A 21,436-nucleotide genomic window follows, 5' to 3' on the forward strand; every position below is an offset into this window, starting at 1 on the left:
GAGGGCCAGCGTATCGCCTCGGGTCAGCGACGGGGTCGGTAGACGACGTGCGTGACCAGCGGGGTGGCGCGCACCGAGACGCGCTTGAGCTGCTGCGGCGGAACCCCGTCGAAGACGCGGACGCCCGCGCCGAGGATGCACGGCGTCACGTGCAGCCGCAACTCGTCCAGCAGTCCCGCGGCGAGGAACTGGTTGACCGTGCCGGGGCCACCCGCGACGGAGATGTTCCGATCGCCGGCCGCGGCCCGGGCGAGCTCCAGCGCTCGCCCGGCCCCGTCGGTGACGAAGTGGAAGGTGGTTCCGCCCTCCATCTCGATCGGTTCGTGCGGGAAGTGGGTCAGGACGAAGACGGGGTTGTGGTACGGCGGGTTCGGGCCCCACCAGCCCCGCCACTCCCGGTTCCACTCGCCGCGGACCGGACCGAACATGTTGCGGCCCATGATGGTCGCGCCGGACGCCGTGATCGCCTCGACCTCGGCCCGGTCATCACCGGAGTCGTCGAACATCCACCCGTGGAGCCAGGTCTCGTCGATGTCCCCGAACGGGGACTCCTCGCTCTGGTGCAGGCCGGTGGCGAAGCCGTCGGCCGACACCGAGAGGTCGCTGAACACGATGCCCATGGCGCGACCTCGATGTCAGTCGTCCGCCGGGGTCGGCGGCTCGTCGGAGATCTGGCGGAGGGTGGAGACCATGTTCAACTCCGGCCAGTGGGTGGCGTGCAGCTGAGCGAACTCCTCCGAGGCGGCGATCGCCTCCTCGAGGGTGTCGTACTGCAGCAGCGACCAGCCGCCGACCACCTCCTTCGTCTCGGCGTACGGGCCGTCGACCCGGGTGATCTCGCCCTTGCGGACGACGAAGTTCACCGCGTCCTCCGTGCCGTACAGGCCGCCGCCGTCGAGGAAGTGGCCCTTGGCCGCCTGCTCGCCGATGTAGACGTCCATCGCGTCGAAGAGGGCCTGCGGCGGAGCGCCGACCTCGGGGCCCTCCGCCATGCGTACGAATCCCATGAAACGAGGCATATCGATCAGTCCTTACGTGTGTGGTGAGCGTGTCTCGTACAGGCGTCGAACGGGACGACGCCGTTTCGACATCGTCCCCACAGAAAGTTTCCCGGTTCTCGTTTCCGCAGGCGCGGAAACGGCGCTATCGGGCCGCGTCAGACGGCGGAGAGTACCGGCAGCGGCGGCAGCGCCGTCTCGTAGAGCCAGGTGCGCCACAGGTCGCGCAGCGGCTCGGGGCTGTGCTTGGCGACGAGGGTGACGAAGTCGTCGGTGGTGACCGAGCCGTGCGCGTGCTCGGCGCTCCACTCGTGGAGCATCGAGAAGAAGGCCGGATCGCCCAACGCGACGCGCACCGCGTGCACGGTGAGCGCCCCCCGCTTGTACACGCGGTCGTCGAACATCAGCTCCGGGCCCGGGTCACCGACGACGATGTCGGTGGGGGATGCCGCGAGCTTCGCGTAGTAGCGGGCGGCCATCTGCTGCGTGGTCGCCGAGCCGCACTCCTGCGCCCACAGCCACTCCGAGTAGCAGGCGAAGCCCTCGTGCAGCCAGATGTCCTTCCACCGGGTCAGGGTCAGGGAATTGCCGAACCACTGGTGCGCGAGCTCGTGCGCCACGAGACGCTCGGCGGTGCGGGTTCCGTCGCAGTGATTGGCCCCGAAGATCGAGACGGTCTGCGCCTCGACGGGGATCTCCAGCGTGTCGTCGGTCACTACGACGGTGTAGGTGGGGAACGGGTACGGGCCGAACCAGCGGGTGAAGGCCCGCATGATGCGCTCCTGATTGCCGAAGCTGCGCTGGAAGTCCGAGGTGAGGCGGGCGGGTACCGCCGCGCGGATGGGGACCGGCTTCTCCGCCACCTTGAGCAGGTCGTAGCTGCCGATCTGGATGGTCGCGAGGTACGACGCCATCGGGGCGGCCTGCTCGTACACCCACGTCGTGTGGGCGGCGGAGACCTTGCGGGAGACGAGCGTGCCGTTGGAGACCACGCGGTACGGCGAGTCCGTGGTGATCGCGATGCGGTACGAGGCCTTCGAGGCCGGGTGGTCGTCGCAGGGGAACCACGACGGTGCGCCGCTCGGCTGGGAGGCGACGATGACGCCCTCGGACAGTTCCTCCCAGCCGACCTCGCCCCAGGTCGACCGGATCGGCTTCGGGGTGCCGGCGTATCGCAGGGAGATCGTCATCGCCGCGCCGGCGGGGACCTCCTGTGCGAGGGTGAGTTCCAGCTTGCCGCCGCGCTGGGCGTACCGCTGCGGGCGCCGTCCGTTGACGGCGATCTTGGACGCCGCCAGGGCATCGGAGAGGTCGAGTGCGAACCGCTTGAGCGGCTCGTTCGCCGTCGCGGTGATCGTGGCCCTGCCGTCGAGGCGGTTGCTCTCCACCTTGTAGGTCAGCTCCAGCTCGTACCGGGAGACCCGGTAGCCGGGATTGCCGTGATCGGGGATGTACGGGTCCACCGCGCGGGCGTGTTGCGGATTCGACGCGGCGCCGTTCTTCGGCTTGGCCGATTTGCGCACCACGGACCGCACCTGCCTCTCGTCTGGGTTCGGCTCGCTACCTTACCGGCGGACGCCTCCGGCAGCCGCGCGACCGCCGAACAATCGGTCGGGTTGACAGTGTACTGTCATCGGCGCACGATGACAGCACACTGTCAAAGGAGTGAGCGATGACCGACGTTGCGATGTACGTGACCGACACGATGGCCGACTGGGAGTACGGATTCGTCATGGCGGGACTGGCGTGGGCCGGGGAATTCGGAGCCGACCTGCCCGTGCGCACCGTCGGCGAGACCTCCGATCCGGTACGCACCAAGGGGCGTCTCGCGGTCCTGCCGGACGAGACCCTCGGCACCGTCGGCCTGCCCGGCCTGTTGATCCTGCCGGGCGCCGACACCTGGGACTCCGGGCACGACGGTGCCCTCGCGCTCGCGCGGCGGGTCCGCGCCGCGGGTGGAACCGTGGCGGCGATCTGTGGGGCGACGCTCGGACTCGCGCGCGACGGGCAGCTCGACGAGGTGGACCACACCTCGAACGCGCCGGAGTTCCTCGCCGGGGTACCCGGATACCGCGGAGCGGAGCGGTACCGCAGTGAGCGGGCGGTCTCCGACGGGGGCGTCATCACCGCGGGGGCGGTGTTCCCCGTGGACTTCGCGCGCGCCGTCTTCGACGCGGTGGGCGCCTTCCCGAAGGACGTGGCCGACGCCTGGTACGGCCTCTACACGACCGGAGAACGGCGGTACTACGACGCGCTCGCCGGCGCATGACTCGCAGCCGGGAGGGCGACGCCGTCACGGGGCTGGTGCTGCCCGTCTTCGAGCTGAACGGCGAGTTCCTGGCCGCGGCCGAGGACATCTGCCGACCGGCGGGTATCACTCCCGCACAGTGGAAGGTGCTCGGCGCCGTGCTCGACGAGGCCCTCCCGGTCGCCGAGATCGCGCGGCGCGTCGGCCTTCTCGCCCGGCAGAGCGTGCAACGCGTCGCGGACGACCTCGTCCGGCGCGGCTGGGCCGAGTATCAGGAGAACCCCCGGCACCGTCGGGCGAAGCTGGTGGCGCCGACCGCGGCGGGGAGGGCGGCGGTCGCGGGGCTGCGCGAGGCGCAGCACGCCTGGTCGAACGCGGTCGGCGAGGCGTTCAGCGCGGCCGAGCTGGAGGCGGCACAGGACCTGTTGCGACGCCTCGCAGAGGCATCGCGCGCGGTGCGCGGTCGCTGAGTCGGGCGCGGTGCGCGGCCGTGAGTCAGGGTGCGGGCTTGCGCAGCGTCACCGTCGCGACGCCGCCGTCGGGCGCGGGCTCGGGCGCGGAGGCGACGTAGCCGGCCCGCTCGTACGTCCGGATGTTGCGCTCGCTGCCGGCGCCGGTGAACATGACGAACTCCTCGGTGCCCTGCGGTGCGAGGGATTCCATCAGCGAGATCAGCTCCGTGCCGAGCCCGCGGCCCGCGAGGTCCGGCGCCACCATCACGCGCCCGATGTGCCAGCGGTGGTCCGCCTCGGCGCGGCCGCGGACCGCGCCGATCAGCCGACCGTCGAGGCGCATCACGAAGGTCGCCCACTGGGAGGCCCACAGCAGGATGTCGTCGTGGGTCTCGGTCAGCGGTGGGATGTCGAGGCTGTTGTTCGCGATCGCCTCCTGGACCCAGCAGCATCGCTGTAGGACGAGCAGTTCCGCCACGTCGCCCGGCTGGAACGGGGTGATCTCGAGCCCGTCGCTCACGGTGGCCCTTTCGTCGGAGATTTCTGTCGGGGAGCGGGTCGGGTCAGTCGCGCTTGCGCTTGCCCTGGCCCACCGCCCACGGCGAGATCGGGTTGCCCTGCCAGGTGGTGTTGGCGGGCACGGAGTCGCCGCGCATGACCAGGGATGCGGGGCCGACGGTGGCACCGTCGCCCACGGACGACGCGGGGAGCGCGACGCAGTGGGGGCCGAGCGTGGCGCCCTTGCCGAGGACGACGGTGTCCATCGCCATGATCCGGTCGTGGAAGAGGTGCGTCTGGACGACGCAGCCGCGGGAGACCGTGGCGGCGTCGCCGAGGGTGACGAGGTCCGCCTCGGGCAGCCAGTAGGTCTCGCACCAGACGCCCCGGCCGATCTTCGCGCCGAGCATCCGCAGCCACAGGTTGAGGATCGGCGTGCCGGTGGCGGCGTGCGCGAACCACGGAGCCGCGACGCACTCGACGAACGCGTCGGAGAGCTCGTTACGCCAGACGAACGAGGACCACAGCGGGTGCTCCTCGCGCCCGATCCGCCCGACTACCAGCCACTTCGCGGCGGCCGCGACGCAGCACGCGATCGCGCCGGCCACGAGCAGCGTGACGCCCGACAGGAGCGCGGCCAGCCACCAGCCCACGTTGATCGCGAAGTAGTTCAGCGCGACCAGAGTCGCCAGGCCCAGGCCGAAGCTGACGAAGACGGCCAGCAGGCGCGCCGTCTCCACGGAGCCGCGCGCCATGCGCAGCGCCGGCGAGGGGTTGTAGGTGAACGTGGAATCGGTGTTGCCGGCAGTGCGGCGCAGGCGCACCGGGGGAGAGCCGAGCCAGGAGCTGCCGCTCTTCGCCTTCGACGGGGTGGCGCTGAGCACCGCGACCAGACCGTCCTTCGGGACGCGACGGCCGGGCCCCGTCATCCCCGAGTTGCCGAGGAAGGCGCGCTTGCCGATCTTGGCCTCGTCGATCCGCATCCAGCCGCCACCGAGCTCGTAGCTGCCGACCATGGTGTCATCGGCGAGGAAGGAACCCTCGCCGATGGTCGTGAACGTGGGGATCACCATGGCCGTGGAGATCTCGGCGTCCTTGCCCACCTTGGTGCCGAGCAGGCGGAACCAGAGCGGCGTGAGCAGCGAGGCGTACAGGGGGAACAGGAAGGTGCGGGCGGCGTCCATCAGCCGCTCGGTGGCCCAGACCTGCCAGCCCACGCGGCTGCGGACGGCGTGGTAGCCGGGCCGCAGGCCGATCGAGAGCAACCGGACGGCGATGAGCGTGAGCAGCGCGTAGACGGTGAGCGAGACGATGACCGCGATCGGCAGGGCGGGCAGCGAGTGCAGCGCAGCCTCCTTGAGGTTCGAGTCGTCGCGCACGACCCAGCCGATCAGCGCCAGGCCCGCGGCGATCGCCACCATCGGCAGTCCCGCGAGCAGGATCGAACTCGCGCCGTAGATCCACACCCAGTACGGCTTGCGGGGCGGGCGCTCGGCGGGCCACGGGTGCTCGGCCTTGCCGATCTTCTCCGCGGGCGAACCCGCCCAGTGCTGCTTGGCCTTGACCTTGCCGAAGACCGCGGAGCCGGGGCCTATCTCGGCGCGCCGGCCGATCTTCGCGCCCGGCAGCAGCGTGGACCGCGCCCCGACGGAGGCCTCCTCGCCGATGCTGATCGCGCCGATGTGCAGTTCGTCGCCGTCGAGGTAGTGCCCGGCCAGGTCGACCTCGGGCTCGACGGAGGCGTGGTCGCCCAGCTCGAGCATGCCGGTCACCGGCGGCAGCGCGTGCAGGTCGACGCCGCGGCCGATCGTTGCTCCGAGGGCGCGCGCGTAGTAGATCATCCACGGCGCGCCGGAGAGGTTCTCGGCGCCGGACGCCGTGGTGAAGCGCTCGGCGATCCACAACCGCAGGTGCTCGGGGCCGCCGCGACGGTAGACGCCGGGCTTCAGCCCGCCGAGCAGGAGGCGGCACGCGATCACCGACAGCGCCATCCGGCCGATGGGCGTGATGAACACGAGGAACAGCGCGAGCACCACCCACCAGTTCAGGGTGGGCAGCAGGTCCGAGCCGGTGGCCCAGGCGAAGACGTTGTTCGCGATGGCCATCCAGGTGAGCCACTGCAGACCCGTCAGCGTGGTGAGCGGGACCGACAGCAGGACCTGCGCGATGCCCGTCGACCGCGGCGTGGGGCGGACCTCCCGCGGCTCGGCGACCTCCGCCGGCCGCAGGGAGTCGAGGTATGCGGCGAGCGAGCCGAGCCGGGGATGGTCGTAGAGATCGGCGACGGTGACCGACGGGTACTGCTCGCGCAGCGCCGTGACCAGCTGCGCCGCGCTCAGTGAGCCGCCGCCCTCGGCGAAGAAGTCCGCGTCCTCGCTGGTGATCGACGCGCCGAGGATGCCCGACCAGCGCTCGGCGACCCAGGCCGCGGTGCCGTCGAGGTCGCCGGTGTCGGTCTCGTCGGCGCCCGGGAGCGGCCAGGGGAGGGCGTTGCGGTCGACCTTGCCGGAGGTCCGGGTGGGCAGTTCGTCGAGCAGGGCGAGCCGGGGCACCAGCGCCGCCGGCAACTGTTCGGCGAGGAGATCGCGCGCGGCCTTGAGGTCGAAGTCGGGGTCCGTCGAGGCCAGGTAACCGACGAGCATCGACGTGCCCGCTGAGTTCTTCCGCACGGCCGCGGCCGCGCCGGAGACGCCGGGCAGGTTCTGCAGCGCGGTGTCGACCTCGCCCAGCTCGATGCGGCGGCCACCGACTTTGACCTGGTCGTCGGCGCGGCCCTCGAACAGCAGGCCCTCGAGCTCCAGCCGCACCAGATCGCCCGAGCGGTAGGCCCGCTCCCAGCCGAGGGTCTCCATCGGCGCGTACTTCTCGGCGTCCTTCGCCGGGTCGAGGTAGCGGGCCAGGCCCACGCCGCCGATCACCAGCTCGCCGGACTCGCCGACGGCCACCGGGAGCGACGTCGCGGGGTCCACGACGGCCAGGTCCCAGCCCTCGAGCGGCAGGCCGATCCGGACGGGGCCCTGCCCGTCGAGCGGCGCGGCGCAGGCGACGACGGTGGCCTCGGTGGGGCCGTAGGTGTTCCACACCTCGCGGCCGTCGACGGCGAGCCGCTGCGCCAGCTCCGGCGGGCAGGCCTCGCCGCCGAAGATCAGCAGGCGGACGGCTTCCAGGGCCTCGGCGGGCCACATGGCCGCGAGCGTCGGCACCGTCGACACCACGGAGATGTCCCGGGAGACGAGCCAGGGCCCGAGGTCCATGCCGGACCGCACGAGCGAGCGCGGCGCGGGGACGAGGCAGGCGCCGTGGCGCCAGGCGAGCCACATCTCCTCGCAAGAGGCGTCGAAGGCGACGGACAGTCCGGCGAGCACGCGGTCGCCGGGCCGCAGGGGCTCGGACTGCAGGAACAGGCGCGCCTCGGCGTCGACGAAGGCCGCCGAATTCCGGTTCGTCACGGCGACGCCCTTCGGCGTGCCCGTCGAGCCGGAGGTGAAGATGATCCAGGAGTCGTCGTCCGGGGTCGGCAGGCGGTGACCGGGCTCGGCGGTGCCGGCCTCGATCGCGGCCGCGTGCTCCTTCGTCGACGGAGCGCGCCACAGGCCGTCGCCGGTGAAGATCGCGGCGGCGTGCGCCTCGCCGAAGACGAGGTCGGCGCGTTCCTGCGGGTCGTCGGCGTCGACGGGGACGTACGCGCAGCCCGCGGCCAGCGTCGCGAGGATCGCGATGTAGAGCGAGCGGTGCCCGGAGGGCATGCGGATACCGACGCGGTCGCCGGCCCGTACGCCGCTGCGACCGAGGAAGTCGGCTCCCTCCAGCACTTCCTCCCACAGTTCGGAGTAGGTGAGGACCACGTCGCCGTCGTCGATGGCGGGCACCTCGGGATAGGCGTCGACGGTGGCCTTCAGGATGTCGATCAGGGTCCGGGGCGCCGGGGCCGACGTGGACAGCAGGTATTGCGGGGGGATCTTGTTCGGTACCACGGTGGCCGACTTCCTCCGGTGATGCAGATGGGCACGACAGAGAACACAAGACTTCGCGTTGATTGTGTCAGGTCACATTCATGCCGCCGAACCGACGGGGCGAGCTAAGCTGGAAGCATAGATTACTGGCCAGTAACAAGGAGTGTTCGTCATGGCCGTCATCGCCCATCGCGGCCGCAGCACGCGAGCCCTGATCGTGTTGTGGTTCGTTCGGGTCGTCATGAAGACGCTGTTCCGCGTCTTCCCGCTGAGCGATCGGACTCTGCCGCTGCTGCGCGTCGCGGAGCCCTACCTGAGCCGGGTGCCGCAGACCGTGCGGGGTGTCCGGATCGAGAAGATCACCCTCGGTGGGGTGCCGACGGAGCGGATCATCCCCGACGGTGACGCCGACCCGCACCCGCGCGCGGCCCTCGTCTACTACCACGGCGGCGCCTTCATCGGCTGCAACCTGGACACCCACCGCCGGATCGCGGTCCTGCTCGCGCGCGGCCTGCGCGTGCCCGTCTACAACGTCGAGTACCGGCAGTACCCCGACGGTGGCGTCGGGACCTCGGTGGCCGACGGTTTCGCCGCGTACCGGGAACTGCTCGAATCGGGCGACTTCGACCGGATCCTCGTGGCGGGTGACTCCGCCGGCGGCTTCGTGTGCGCCAAGGTGATCCAGTACGCCGCGGAGGCGGGCATCCAGGGGCCGACGGCGTTCGCCGGCTTCTCGCCCTTCCTCGACATCAGTGCCGGGCTGCCGCGATCCTCCCGGCACGACGCCATGCTGCCGCTCGGCAAGATCCGGCGGCTGCGCACTGTTCTCGGGCGCGGACCCGAGGCCCTGCGCGGGCCGGAGGACATGACCACCGACGCGACCGCGAAGTACTTCCCGCCGAGCATCCTGTTCGCCGCGAGTCGCGAAGCCCTCGAACTGGATTCGATGGAACTACACGCCTCGCTCGAGCGGGCGGGGATCGAGAACGAGGTCCATCTCTACGACGGCCAGGTGCACGCCTTCGTCGTCAGCGCCGGGCTCACGCCCGAGTCGTGGGCCGCGTACCAGACGGCCGTCGCCTTCCTCTCCGAGCATCTCGACGAGGTAGAGGAGGAGCCCTCGCGCAGCGACGCCGCCTGACCGGGGAACCGTCAGCGACGGCGGTCCAGCTCCGCGACCACGGCGGTCTGGCCGCGGCTGAGGGCGTGCTGCCGGGCGGTGACGCCCTGCCGGTCGGCGAGGTCGGGACGCGCTCCCGCGTCGAGAGCGAGTCGGACCGTCTCGACGTGGTTCGCGTCGCCGTTGCCCAGGATCACCGCCTCCAGTAGGCAGGTCCAGCCTGAGTTGTTGACGTGGTTCACGTCGACCCCGGCGGCGATCAGGAGTTTCACGTTCTCCACGTGCCCGTGCTCGCACGCGGGGATCAGGGCGGTCCCGCGGTAGCGGTTGAGGCTCCGCACGTCGGCGCCGTGCCGCAGCGTCGACGCCAGGATCTCGGTCAATCCTTCGGCGCCCGCATAGAGGTACGCGGAGTCCTGGATGTCGTCCTTGGTGTTCGGGTCCGCACCCGCCTCCAGCAGCGCCAGCGCGATCGGCGTGTGCCCGGCCTTGGTCGCCGCCACCACGGCGGTGCGGCCCCGGGTGATCCGGGCCTCCAGATCGGCACCGTCGGCGATGGCGGCGCGGGTCGCCCCGAGATCGCCGGCGGTCACGGCCCGGGCCAGCGCGCGGGTCGCCTCCGGACTCGGGGCGGGGCGCACCGTCAGCGACGGTGCCGGTGCGTGCGTACCGGGCGGTGTGCGACCGGGCGACGGTGTCGGGGCGGGCGATTCGGCCGCGCAGCCGACCAGCAGTGCCGCCGCGACGATCAGGGCGAACCGCTTCACGGTGCCGGCGGCCGGCCGGGCGTACGGCGCCGTACTGTTCGACCGTGATGGGGTTGAGGCGGTCATCGCTCGACCGTAGCCCGCCGGGCCGGACTTGACCCTCCCCTCGGGGGGAGACCCCATACTCGACCCGTGACCACACCGGGCCTGATGTCGATCGGGATGTTCTCGCGCGCGACCCTGCTCTCCGTCAAGCAGTTGCGGCGGTACCACGAGCAGGGCGTGCTGGTGCCCGCCGCGATCGACCCCGCGACCGGGTACCGGCACTACGACGCGGCGCAGGTGCACGACGCCGCGGTGCTCACCCGGCTGCGCGACCTCGACGTGCCGCTCGCGGCCGTGGCTCGGGTGCTGGAGGCGCGCGATCCCGACGTGACCCGGGAGATCCTCGCCGATCACGAGGCGACGCTGCGCGAGCGTCGCGCCGGCCTCGAGCGGGCCATCGTCGCGCTGCAGGACGCGACGGCCCCCGTCGTGCACACCCCGATCCATCTGCGCGAGTTCGACGCGACCGACGTCCTGGAGATCGCCGGGAAGGTCGAGCACGCGCGGCTCCCCGAGTTCCTCGATGCCGCCTACACCGAGTTGGAGGCGTGCGCGGCCGCCGCGGGCCTGACGGTGCCCGGCCCCTCGCTCGCCGAGTACCCGGCGCAGGTCGCGGAGGTCGAGCAGGTGGCCGCGCTGATCCCGGTCTCCGGACCCGGCGCCGTGACGGGGCGGGTGCGCAACCGGCGGCTGGGTCGCGCACTGTGCGCCGTCGCCGTGCACCAGGGCTCGTACGAGCGGTTCGACGAGACCTACGGCCAGCTCGGCGCGTGGGTGGCCCGCAACGCGATCGACGCGCGCGGGTCGATCATCGAGCGCTACCTGGTGGACCCCTGCGCCGCCGCGACTCCCGCGGACCTGCGCACCGAGATCTGGTGGCCCGTCCAGGCCGCCGCGACGAAGGAGAACTGACATGGCCCTCACGCTGCAGATGATCAACCTGGACTGCGCCGACGTCGCCGGGCAGGCGGCGTTCTGGTCGCAGGCGCTCGGCGTCCCCGTCGACGAGAACGACGGGAACGCGTTCATGCGCACCGTCGGCCACCGCAACGCGAGCCTGCCCCGGATGATGTTCCTCGCGGTGCCCGAGGGCAAGACGGTGAAGAACCGCATGCACCTGGACCTGCACGCGGACGACCGCGAAGCCGAGGTCGCCCGGCTCGTCGGGCTGGGCGCCGAGCGCCTGCGCGATCACGACGAGTGGGGTGTGCGGTGGACGGTGCTGCAGGACCCGGAGGGCAACGAGTTCTGCATCGCCCAGGACTGATCGGCTGCTACGCCGCCTGCTCGGCGAACTGGGTGCGGTAGAGCTCGGCGTACCGCCCGCCCTGCGCGAGCAGGCTCTCGTGCGTGCCGCGCTCGACGATCCGCCCGGCCTCGAGCACCAGGATCTGGTCCGCCGCGCGGATCGTGGAGAGCCGGTGCGCGATGACCAGCGAGGTCCGGTCGGCCAGGGCCTCGCCGAGCGCCGCCTGTACCGCGGCCTCGGAGGTCGAGTCCAGGTGCGCCGTGGCCTCGTCGAGAATCACGACCGAGGGCTGCGCGAGAAGCAGCCGCGCAATCGTCAGGCGCTGGCGCTCGCCGCCGGAGAGGCGGTAGCCGCGTTCGCCGACGACGGTGTCGAGCCCGTCGGGCAGGTGCTCGACCAGCTCGACGAGCCGGGCGCGGCGCAGCGCGTCGTGGACCTCCGCGTCCGTCGCCTCCGGGTTCGCGAGGAGCAGATTGGCGCGAATCGTGTCGTGGAACAGGTGGCCGTCCTGCGTCACCAGGCCGACGGTGCCGTGCAGGCTCCGGGCGGTGATGTCGCGCAGGTCGACGCCGTTCAGAGTGATCGCGCCCGCGTCGGGGTCGTAGAGCCGGGTGGCGAGCTGCGCGATCGTCGACTTGCCGGCGCCGGAGCTGCCGACCAGCGCGACCATCGAGCCGGGGGCGGCGGCGAAGTCGATTCCGTGCAGCACGGTCTCGCCGCCCCGGGTGTCGAGGTGCGCGACCTCCTCGAGCGAGGCGAGGGAGACCTTCTCCGCCGACGGGTAGGCGAAGTCGACGCCGGTGAACCGCAGCTCGGTGGGGCCCTTCGGGATGTCGCGTGCGTCGGGCGCGTCGCGCACCATCGGCTCCAGGTCGAGCACCTCGAAGACCCGCTCGAAGGAGACGAGTGCGGTCATGACCTCGACCCGCGCGTTCGCGAGCGCGGTGAGCGGCACGTAGAGCCGGGTCAGCAGCAGCGCCAGGGAGACGACGGCGCCGGCCTGCAGGTCTCCGCGGATCGCGTAGAAGCCGCCGAGGCCGTAGACCAGCGCCAGTGCCAGCGAGCTGACCAGCGTCAGCATGGTCACGAAGGTCATGCGGGCCATCGCGGTGCGGACCCCGATGTCGCGGACCGCACCCGCGCGCCAGGCGAATTCGTGCGATTCGATCTCGGGGCGGCCGTACAGCTTCACCAGGGTCGCGCCGGGGGCGGAGAAGCGTTCCGTCATCTGGTCGCTCATCGAGGCGTTGTGCCGAGCGGCACGCCGTGACATCGCGGCGATCTTCCGGCCCATGCTGCGCGACGGGATGATGAAGACGGGTAGCAGCACCAGCGCGAGCAGCGTGATCTGCCACGAAATGCTGAGCATGACGCCCAGCGTGAGCGCGAGCGTCACGACGTTGGTGACGACGCCGGCGAGCGTGTCGGAGAAGGCGCGCTGCGCCCCGAGCACGTCGTTGTTGAGTCGGCTGACCAGTGCGCCGGTCCGGGTACGGGTGAAGAAAGCCACCGGCATCGTCTGGACGTGGTCGAAGACGGCCGTGCGCAGCTGATAGATCAGGCCCTCGCCGATACGTGCGGAGAACCACCGGGAGAGCAGGTCGACCCCGGCGCCGAGGAGGGCGATCACGGCGATGAGGATTGCGAGCTCGACGACGGTGCTCGTCGGCCCACCGCCGACGATCCGGTCGACCACCTTGCCCGCCAGCAGGGGAGTCGCCACCGCGAGGAGCGCGGAGACGATCGAGAGCAGCAGGAACCAGGTCAGCCGCCAGCGGTGCGGCCGGGCGAACGGGCCCATCCGGCGCAGCGTCTCGCTGGGGCGACGTGACGGGGCGTCGAGAGACCGGTTCCCCTGGTACAGCGTGCTCCACGCCACCGATTCCATGCTCATGCATACAAGGCTAGGACCTCAAGTTACGTTGATGTCCAGTCGTTCGCCGAGGGCGAATACCCGCGGGCTCGGGAGTCGGTGGGCGGCCCGCGCTGTGATACCACCCGATTCGTCTCGTCCCCACCGATTCGCCGGTCGAACTGGTGGGGAGGGGGCGAAACGGGGGGAGGGTGTCGCGGGTTGGGAGGGGTGCAATGAATCGGGGGGAGGGGCCTGAAGGGTGGAGGCCGGCACGCGCTGGACCTGCGGGAGTGAGGCGCGGTGTTGACAAGTCTCAATCTTTACTTGAGTCTCAATAGTCACAACAGTCACGCCCGGACCGGGGTGGCGCGACGAAGGGGAGAACCTGGATGGCCCGGTGGATCGACGGCGGACCTCGACGATCGCGACGAACGCGGACGGCGCGGTTCGTGGCGGCCACCGTCGCCCCTGCCCTGCTGATCGGCGGAGCGCTGGCCGGCGCGGACGCCCTGCCGGAGACGGCGCTGGTCGACGCTCCCGGCGACGTGGCGCCCGGCGGTGCCGGCGGGCACGGGCGCGGGATGAGCCAGCTCGGCGCCCTGACCTACGCGAAACAGGGCTGGAGTGCGGAGCAGATCCTGGCGAAGTACTACCCCGGCACCACACTGGGCAGGGTGAACACCGGGCTGCCGGTCACCGTCCGGCTGACCAAGCAGAGCAGGCTCAACGTGGTCGCCCCCGCGGGCGGGATGATCGCGGGCAAGTCCCTGGCGCCCGGTCAGGCGGTCAGTATCAGCGGCACCACGGCGACGGTGCGGCAGGGCTGCGGCGGGCAGGTGCTCGGGACGCTCGAGGTGCCGGACGGCACCGTCAGCCCGATGACGAACGACCAGTCCGCGGCGCCGAATCAGGTGCTCCGGTTCTGCGGCAGCAACGCGGGGTACCGAGGCCGCCTGGTGGCCAGGCCCGACGGTGTCCTCAACATCGTCGGGCTCGAGGACTACGTGCGGAGCGTCGTACCGGTCGAGAACTCGCCGGGCTGGTTCGATCAGGGCGGGGTCGCCGCGTTGCAGGCGCAGGCGATCGCCGCGCGGTCGTACGCCCTGGTCCGCGGCGGGACCCGCGGTGAGCAGTTCGACGACACCCAGGGCTCGCAGGTCTACGGCGGGGTCGACAAGGAGGACCCGCGCACCGACGCCGCCGTCTCCAGCACCGCCGGCCTGGTCATGTCGCAGAACGGCCGCGTCTACGAGACCGAGTACGGTGCCTCGCGCGCCGACGATCCGGTGGCCGCGCCCGTCCGCTGACGCGCCGCGGCCGCCGATGTCCGGGCCGTGCCCGCCGCCGCGCGGCGGCCAGTAGTCTGAATCACATGGCGAAGTTGCAGCTGGGATACAAGGCGTCGGCGGAGCAGTTCGGGCCCCGTGAGTTGGTGGAGATCGCGGTCGCGGCGGAGGCCGCGGGCATGGACTCCGTGGCGGTGAGCGACCATTTCCAGCCCTGGCGCGTGAACGGTGGCCACGCCCCGTTCTCGCTCGCCTGGATGGCCGCGGTCGGCGAGCGCACCGAGCGCGTGAAGATCGGCACGTCGGTCATGACGCCCACCTTCCGCTACAACCCCGCGGTGATCGCGCAGGCCTTCGCGACCATGGCCTGCATGTACCCCGACCGCATCTTCCTCGGCGCGGGTACGGGCGAGGCGCTCAACGAGTACGCCACCGGCTTCCAGGGCGAGTGGCCCGAGTTCAAGGAGCGCTTCGCGCGGCTGCGCGAGTCCGTGCGCCTCATGCGCGAGCTGTGGTCCGGCGAGATCGTGAACTTCGAGGGCGACTACTACCACACCAAGGACGCCGTCCTGTTCGACATTCCGGAGAAGCCGGTGCCCGTGTACATCGCGGCGGGCGGCCCCGTCGTGGCCAAGTACGCCGGCCGGGTGGGCGACGGCATGATCTGCACGTCCGGCAAGGGCATGGAGCTCTACACCGACAAGCTCATCCCCGCCGCGGAGGAGGGCTCCGCTCTCGCGGGCCGCGACTTCAGCGCTCTGGACAAGATGATCGAGATCAAGATCAGCTACGACCCGGATCCCGAGCTGGCGCTGGAGAACACGCGCTTCTGGGCGCCGCTCTCGCTCACCGCGGAGCAGAAGCACTCGGTGAACTCGAGCGCGGAGATGGAGCGCCTCGCCGACGAGCTGCCGATCGAGCAGGTCGCCAAGCGGTGGATCGTCGCCTCCGATCCCGACGAGGCGGTCGCCGCGGTGAAGCAGTACGTCGACGCGGGGCTGAACCATCTGGTCTTCCACGCCCCGGGCCACGATCAGCGCCGCTTCCTGGACAACTTCCAGCGCGATCTCGAGCCCCGCCTGCGTGCGCTCGGCTGAGTCGCGGCTGCGATAGTACATCCATGGCCGCGGACCGAGCACCGAAGACGACCAGCATCTACATCGCCTCCCCGGAGGGGGACACGGGCAAGTCCACCATCGCGCTCGGCGCGATGAACCTGCTCACGTCCACCGGGTGGACGATCGGCGTGTTCCGGCCGATTCCGCGCTCGGTCGGCGATCAGCGGGACTACATCCTGGAACTGCTCATCGAGCAGGCGACGGCCGAGCTCGACTACGAGGAGTGCGTCGGCGTCGGCTACGAGCAGGTGCACGAGGACCCGGATGCGGCGATCGCCGAGATCGTGAACCGGTTCCACGCCGTGGCCGACAAGTGCGACTTCGTGCTGGTGCTCGGCTCCGACTACACCGACGTCACCACGCCGACGGAGCTGTCCTTCAACGCCCGGATCGCCGCCAACCTCGGCTCGTCGATCCTGCTCGCGGTCAAGGCGCTCGACAGGACGCCCGAGCAGGTCGTCGCCGTCGCCGAGCAGTCGATGGCGGAGATCCGCGCGAACCACGCCCACACCGCGTCGATCATCGCCAACCGGTGCGCGCCGGCGCAGCTGGACGCGGTCGGCGAGGCGCTGCGGGCCGACACCGGCCTCCCCGTCTGGGTGCTGCCGGAGGAGCCAGTGCTCACCGCACCGACCATCGGCGAGCTGATGGAGGCGATGGACGGCAGGCTGCTGTGGGGCGATCCCGAGCTGCTCTCCCGCGAGGCGATGTCGGTCCTGGTCGCGGGCATGACCGCCGAGCACAGCCTGGAGCGGATCACCGAGGGCGTGGCCGTGATCGCCGCGGGCGACCGCTCCGAGGTGCTGCTCGCGATGGTGACCGCGCACCGGGCGAGCGGCTTTCCGTCGCTGGCGGGGATCATCCTCAACGGCGGGTACATGCCGCACCCGATGACCGCGGCGCTGGTCGACGGCTTGCAGCCCAACGTGCCGATCATCTCCGTACCGCACGGGACGTACGAGACGGCGCGGCTCGCGGCCAAGACCCGCGGCCGGATGGGCCCCGGGTCCGAACGCAAAGTGGACCTCGCGCTCGCGCTCACCGAGAAGTACGTGGTCTCGGAAGGGCTGTTGGACGCCCTGCAGGTCTCCAATCCGGGCGTGGTGACTCCGCAGATGTTCGAGTACAACCTCATCGCCCGGGCCCGCGCCGACCGCAAGCGCATCGTGCTGCCCGAGGGCGGCGACGACCGCATCCTGCGGGCCGCCGGGCGGCTCGTGCAGCGCGAGGTGGCCGACCTGACCATCCTCGGCCAGGAGTCGCGCGTCCGGGCCCGCGCCGCCGAGCTCGGCGTCGATCTCGGCGACACCGACGTGATCGACCCCAAACGCGCGACCGACCTCGTCGAGACCTTCGCGAAGGCCTACTACGAGCTGCGCAAGCACAAGGGCATGACTCTGGAGCGCGCCGCCGAGGCCGTGGTGGACGTCAGCTACTTCGGCACGATGATGGTGCATCTCGGCATGGCGGACGGCATGGTCTCCGGGGCGGCGCACACCACCGCCCACACCATCCGGCCGTCCTTCGAGATCATCAAGACCAAGCCGGGGGTCTCGACGGTGTCGTCGATCTTCCTGATGTGCCTGGCCGACAAGGTGCTCGCCTACGGCGACTGCGCCGTGGTGCCCGACCCGTCGGAGACGCAGCTGGCGGACATCGCGATCTCCTCGGCGCAGACCGCCGCCCAGTTCGGGATCGACCCGCGGGTCGCGCTGCTCTCCTACTCGACCGGTGAATCCGGCACCGGCGCCGATGTCGACAAGGTCCGCGCCGCCACCGCGCTCGTCCGCGAGCGCGCGCCGGAACTGCTGGTGGAGGGGCCGATCCAGTACGACGCGGCCGTCGACCCCGGCGTCGCCGCGGCCAAGATGCCGGACTCGGCGGTCGCGGGGAAGGCGACCGTCCTGGTCTTCCCGGACCTCAACACGGGCAACAACACCTACAAGGCCGTGCAGCGCTCGGCCGGTGCCGTCGCGATCGGCCCGGTGCTGCAGGGACTGAACGCCCCGATCAACGACCTCTCGCGGGGCGCGCTGGTCGAGGACATCGTCAACACCGTCGCCATCACCGCGATCCAGGCCCAGGCCTTCGCGGCGGAGCGCGCCGCGGGAGAGGAGCGGGCATGAGCGCCGTCGCGGGTACCGTCCTGGTCCTCAACTCCGGCTCGTCGTCGCTGAAGTACCAACTGCTGCACCCGGACACGGGCGAGGTGGTGCACGGCGGCATCGTCGAGCGGATCGGTGAGGCGGAGGTGCCGGACCACGCCGCGGCGTTGCGGCGGGTCTTCGCCGAGTTCGCCGAGCGCGGCCTCGACCTCACCGACGGTGCCGGTACCCCCGCGGGGATCGTGGCCGTCGGACACCGGGTCGTCCACGGCGGGCGCACCTTCCACGCCCCCACGCTGATCGACGATCACGTGCTCGCCGAGATCCGTCGGCTCAGTTCGCTGGCGCCGCTGCACAACCCGGCGAACGCGCAGGGCATCGAGGTGGCGCGCGAGTTGCTGCCCGGCGTCAAGCAGGTCGCGGTCTTCGACACGGCCTTCTTCTTCGACCTCCCGCCCGCGGCGGCCACGTACGCCATCGATCGGGACCTGGCCGCCGAGCACGGCCTGCGCCGCTACGGCTTCCACGGCACCTCGCACGAGTACGTCTCGAAGCAGGCCGCGGAGTTCCTCGGCCGGCCGACCACCGAGGTGAACCAGATCGTGCTGCACCTGGGCAACGGGGCCTCGGCGTCCGCCGTGCGCGGCGGCCGCGCGATCGACACCTCGATGGGGTTGACCCCGCTCGAGGGGCTCGTCATGGGCACCCGCAGCGGCGACATCGACCCCGGCCTGGTGCTGCACCTGGGGCGCACGCTGGGAATGACGATCGATCAGATCGACGATCTGCTCAACCGTCGCTCGGGTCTCAAGGGAATCGCCGGCGAGAACGACTTCCGCGCGCTGGGCGCGCTCATCGAGCAGGGCGACGAGGACGCGAAGCTCGCCTACGACGTCTACATCCACCGTCTCCGCCGGTACATCGGCGCCTACCTCGTCGATCTCGGCAGGGTCGACGCCATCACGTTCACCGCCGGCGTCGGCGAGAACGCCGCGCAGGTCCGCGCCGACGCCCTCGCCGGGCTGGAGGGCTTCGGCATCGTCGTCGATCCCGAGCGCAATGCAGGCCGGATCGCCGTGCCCACCCCGATCTCGTCCGACGACCCGGCGGCGACCGTCGCCGTCCTCGTGGTCCCGACCAATGAGGAACTCGCGATCGCCCGCGAAGCCGCGGCACTCTGATGCCCCTCGGGCGTGGGGCGGGGATCGAGAACGACGGGACCGATTACGGCTCCGCGCTCCTCGGTACCCGCACCGACGGCGCCCGGCGGCGCAAGGTCCGCACCATCGTCCTGATCGCGGTGACCTCGTCCGTCGCGACCCTCCTCGGGGGCAGCTTCGCGGCGATGCTCATCGTGGTCGGGATCCCCGATCCGTCCGTGCAGCGGACCGAGCTGCACACCGTCAACACCGTGGCGGTGCCGCTCTACATCGCGATCGGCCTGGTGGTCGGGCACCTCTACACCTTCTGGCTCGTCCACCGGTCGCTGCGCTGGACCGGCGGCGACGACCCGCCGACGGCCGAGGAGGCGTCCGACGCGCTCGCGCTGCCGAGCCGGATCTACTGGTTCGAGCTGACCGCCTGGCTCTGCGCCGCCGCGCTCTTCGGCTGGCTGTACGGCCGGGTGGACCCGGAGCTCGTGCCCAAGGTCTCGCTGGTGGTGCTGGGCGCGGGCCTGATGACCTCGGGCGTGGTGCGGGTGCTGACGGAGTTCAGCCTGCGGCCCGTCACCGCGATCGCGCTGCGGGTCTCGCGGCCAGAGCCGCGGCACCAGAGCCTGCAGGGCCGGTCGTTGCGGCTGTGGCTGCTCGGCTCGGGCCTGCCCTTCATGGGTGTGTTCACGGTGGGGCTGTTCGCGCTCTTCGAGCCGGCCGCCACCGTGCGCGGCATCGCCGTCAGCATGTCCGTGCTGGCCGTGGGCGGCTTCCTCTCGGGGATGACCTTCAACCTGCTGTCCTCGTCGCGGGTGTCCGCGCCGGTCAAGAGCGTGACCACGGGCATGCGTCGCGTCTCCGAGGGCCGGTACGACACGGAGGTCGTGGTCTACGACGGGACCTCGCTGGGCGACCTGCAGTCGGGGTTCAACGAGATGGCGGCGGGGCTGCGCGAGCGGGAACGCGTGCGGGACCTCTACGCCCGGCAGGTGGGGGAGCAGGTCGCCCGCGCGACCATCGAGCGCGATCCCGAACTCGGCGGTGTCGAACAGACCGTTGCGGTCATCTTCATCGACCTGGTCGGTTCCACCGCCCTCGCCGCGCAGCGCCCCGCCACCGAGGTGGTGCAGATCCTCAACCGCTTCTGCGGCGTGGTCGTCGCCGAGGTCAACAACCGCGGCGGGCTGGTCAACAAGTTCGAGGGCGACGCCGTGCTCGCGATCTTCGGCGCGCCCGCCCCGCTGACCGACCCCGCGGGCGCCGCACTGTCGGCGTCGCGGGCGATGATGCGGCGCCTGACCCGCGAGGTCCCCGAAGTGCAGGCCGGCTGCGGGGTCACCTACGGCACGGTGGTGGCGGGGTACGTCGGCGCCGCCGACCGGTTCGAATACACGGTGATCGGCGACCCGGTCAACGAGGCGGCCCGGCTGTCGACGTACGCCAAGGCGGACCCGACGGTGCCGTGGGCCTCGGCCCCGGCGGTGGAGACCGCCGATCCCGCGGAGTCCTCGCGGTGGCGGACGGGCCCCGTCGACGTGCTACGGGGACGGACCCAGCCGACGCGGATGTACGTCGCGAAGCGCTGACGTCGATCCCCTCGCGAGGCGGTGCCGTCCGTCGGCGGCGGGTCAGGCGAAGGCGGGTAGGCGCGGCGGCAACTGCTGGAGCACCCAGTCGATGGTCACGGGGTTGGGCATCGACATGGCGTTGCCGAGGGTCCGGTCGATCGTGGTGACCCGGTGCTCGCGGCTCACGGCGAGGGAGCGGAAGGCGGTGTCCTCGCTCACCTTCGTGCCGTAGTCGAGGTAGACGAGGGCGTCGAGGTCCAGGAGGTTCACCCGCTCGGCGGGGATCTCGGCGAAGAACTTCCCGGCCGGGACCAGCGAGGAGATCGACTCGGGCAGTGTGAAGCCGAGCATCGAGAGGACCTGGCCGCGCCCGTCCGTGGTGGCGTACGCGTAGAAGCCGCCGTCGGACTTGGGGAGGACGGTGGCGGCGGTCCGGCCCCGGTACCGGGGGTGCTGCTCCTGCGTGCGGCTGATCGTCTTCTCGGTCTTGGTGATCAGCGCCTCGCCCTGCGCGGCGCGGCCGACGCCGCCGGCGATGGCGCGCACCTGGTCCTGCCAGGGCACGCCCCACGCGGCGAACTGCGCCGGACGCCGGACCACGGGTGCGATCGCCTCGAGTCGCGCGAAGGTGGCGTCGTCGAAGCCGGAGTTCACGGCGACGATCACGTCGGGTTTCGCGGCGGCCAGGGTCTCGACCACTTTGGTGTCCAGCTTGGTGCCGGTGCCCAGCAGCATCTGCGGGTTCTTTCCCTGCAGCAGTGGTTTCGCCCACTCGCCGACGGGCTCCTTGGCGTCCTGCGCCCACGGCGCGACCAGCACGGGAACGACGCCGAGCGCGAGCAGTGTGTCGACGTCGCCGAGGCCGAGCGAGGCCACCCGCTGCGGTGTCTGCGGGGCCCTGCTCGCCGTACCGGGCTCGGAGGCCGACCCGCACGCCGCGAGGGAGAGCGAGAGCAGTGCCACGAGGACTACCGAGACCAGACGACGCATACCGCCCCTTCCTTGGAATGAAGGGAAGCC

Annotated in this window: 18 protein-coding genes; 10 read left to right on the forward strand and 8 right to left on the reverse strand. The window is 71.3% G+C overall.

Annotated features, from left to right (window positions below; translation table 11 throughout):
• Positions 1–23 precede the first annotated feature (23 nt).
• From AC21LY_RS03595 to AC21LY_RS03605, 3 genes are all read right to left on the reverse strand, one after another.
• Positions 24–620, reverse strand: coding sequence for a dihydrofolate reductase family protein (locus AC21LY_RS03595; RefSeq protein ID WP_489044953.1), 597 nt, complete (start codon positions 618–620; stop codon positions 24–26).
• 15 nt (positions 621–635) lie between these two features.
• Entirely contained in the window at positions 636–1,007 is a 372-nt protein-coding gene (locus AC21LY_RS03600) for a YciI family protein (RefSeq protein WP_489044954.1), read from the reverse strand.
• Positions 1,008–1,156: 149 nt separating this feature from the next.
• Positions 1,157–2,521, reverse strand: a complete 1,365-nt coding sequence (locus AC21LY_RS03605; RefSeq protein WP_489045417.1) for a M1 family metallopeptidase — start codon at positions 2,519–2,521, stop codon at positions 1,157–1,159.
• Positions 2,522–2,670: 149 nt separating this feature from the next.
• Between AC21LY_RS03605 and AC21LY_RS03610 the strand changes: the two genes are divergently transcribed.
• Both AC21LY_RS03610 and AC21LY_RS03615 read left to right on the forward strand, forming a co-directional pair.
• On the forward strand, positions 2,671–3,267 hold the full coding sequence (locus AC21LY_RS03610; protein ID WP_489044955.1) for a DJ-1/PfpI family protein: 597 nt from the start codon (positions 2,671–2,673) through the stop codon (positions 3,265–3,267).
• Positions 3,264–3,716 (forward strand): MarR family winged helix-turn-helix transcriptional regulator, encoded by a 453-nt coding sequence (locus AC21LY_RS03615; protein WP_489044956.1) that lies wholly within the window; start codon positions 3,264–3,266, stop codon positions 3,714–3,716. Before AC21LY_RS03610 ends, AC21LY_RS03615 begins: the two co-directional genes overlap by 4 nt.
• A 25-nt stretch (positions 3,717–3,741) precedes the next feature.
• Here AC21LY_RS03615 and AC21LY_RS03620 read toward each other — a convergent pair whose 3' ends face one another.
• Together AC21LY_RS03620 and AC21LY_RS03625 are read right to left on the reverse strand one after the other, a co-directional pair.
• A complete protein-coding gene (locus AC21LY_RS03620; protein WP_489044957.1) occupies positions 3,742–4,218 on the reverse strand; it encodes a GNAT family N-acetyltransferase in 477 nt (158 codons plus the stop codon).
• 43 nt (positions 4,219–4,261) lie between these two features.
• Entirely contained in the window at positions 4,262–8,170 is a 3,909-nt protein-coding gene (locus AC21LY_RS03625; RefSeq protein ID WP_489044958.1) for a Pls/PosA family non-ribosomal peptide synthetase, read from the reverse strand.
• Positions 8,171–8,321: 151 nt separating this feature from the next.
• Here AC21LY_RS03625 and AC21LY_RS03630 point away from each other — a divergent pair, with 151 nt between their 5' ends.
• On the forward strand, positions 8,322–9,290 hold the full coding sequence (locus tag AC21LY_RS03630; protein ID WP_489044959.1) for an alpha/beta hydrolase: 969 nt from the start codon (positions 8,322–8,324) through the stop codon (positions 9,288–9,290).
• 11 nt (positions 9,291–9,301) lie between these two features.
• Here AC21LY_RS03630 and AC21LY_RS03635 read toward each other — a convergent pair whose 3' ends face one another.
• Complete coding sequence (locus AC21LY_RS03635; protein ID WP_489044960.1) at positions 9,302–10,102, reverse strand: ankyrin repeat domain-containing protein; 801 nt, start codon at positions 10,100–10,102, stop codon at positions 9,302–9,304.
• Between the two features lie 66 nt (positions 10,103–10,168).
• Between AC21LY_RS03635 and AC21LY_RS03640 the strand changes: the two genes are divergently transcribed.
• Together AC21LY_RS03640 and AC21LY_RS03645 are read left to right on the forward strand one after the other, a co-directional pair.
• Positions 10,169–10,993, forward strand: coding sequence for a MerR family transcriptional regulator (locus AC21LY_RS03640; protein WP_489044961.1), 825 nt, complete (start codon positions 10,169–10,171; stop codon positions 10,991–10,993).
• A gap of 1 nt (position 10,994) precedes the next feature.
• On the forward strand, positions 10,995–11,348 hold the full coding sequence (locus AC21LY_RS03645) for a VOC family protein (RefSeq protein WP_489044962.1): 354 nt from the start codon (positions 10,995–10,997) through the stop codon (positions 11,346–11,348).
• Positions 11,349–11,355: 7 nt separating this feature from the next.
• Here the strand turns inward: AC21LY_RS03645 and AC21LY_RS03650 are convergent, their stop codons facing one another.
• A complete protein-coding gene (locus tag AC21LY_RS03650) occupies positions 11,356–13,224 on the reverse strand; it encodes an ABC transporter ATP-binding protein (protein WP_489044963.1) in 1,869 nt (622 codons plus the stop codon).
• A 410-nt stretch (positions 13,225–13,634) separates the two neighbouring features.
• Here AC21LY_RS03650 and AC21LY_RS03655 point away from each other — a divergent pair, with 410 nt between their 5' ends.
• From AC21LY_RS03655 to AC21LY_RS03675, 5 genes are all read left to right on the forward strand, one after another.
• Positions 13,635–14,492: a SpoIID/LytB domain-containing protein gene (locus AC21LY_RS03655; RefSeq protein WP_489044964.1), complete on the forward strand. Its 858-nt coding sequence runs from the start codon at positions 13,635–13,637 to the stop codon at positions 14,490–14,492.
• A gap of 65 nt (positions 14,493–14,557) precedes the next feature.
• Positions 14,558–15,568 (forward strand): glucose-6-phosphate dehydrogenase (coenzyme-F420), encoded by a 1,011-nt coding sequence (fgd, locus tag AC21LY_RS03660; protein WP_489044965.1) that lies wholly within the window; start codon positions 14,558–14,560, stop codon positions 15,566–15,568.
• Positions 15,569–15,591: 23 nt separating this feature from the next.
• Entirely contained in the window at positions 15,592–17,715 is a 2,124-nt protein-coding gene (gene pta, locus AC21LY_RS03665; protein ID WP_489044966.1) for a phosphate acetyltransferase, read from the forward strand.
• Complete coding sequence (locus AC21LY_RS03670) at positions 17,712–18,875, forward strand: acetate kinase (protein WP_489044967.1); 1,164 nt, start codon at positions 17,712–17,714, stop codon at positions 18,873–18,875. Before pta ends, AC21LY_RS03670 begins: the two co-directional genes overlap by 4 nt.
• Positions 18,875–20,434, forward strand: a complete 1,560-nt coding sequence (locus AC21LY_RS03675) for an adenylate/guanylate cyclase domain-containing protein (protein WP_489044968.1) — start codon at positions 18,875–18,877, stop codon at positions 20,432–20,434. The genes AC21LY_RS03670 and AC21LY_RS03675 overlap by 1 nt, the downstream gene beginning before the upstream one ends.
• Before the next feature lie 42 nt (positions 20,435–20,476).
• Here AC21LY_RS03675 and AC21LY_RS03680 read toward each other — a convergent pair whose 3' ends face one another.
• Positions 20,477–21,406 carry an ABC transporter substrate-binding protein gene (locus AC21LY_RS03680; RefSeq protein WP_489044969.1) on the reverse strand — a complete coding sequence of 310 codons (930 nt, stop codon included), beginning with the start codon at positions 21,404–21,406 and terminating at the stop codon, positions 20,477–20,479.
• Between the last annotated feature and the right edge of the window lie 30 nt (positions 21,407–21,436).

This window comes from Tsukamurella sp. II2bb, assembly GCF_057815145.1.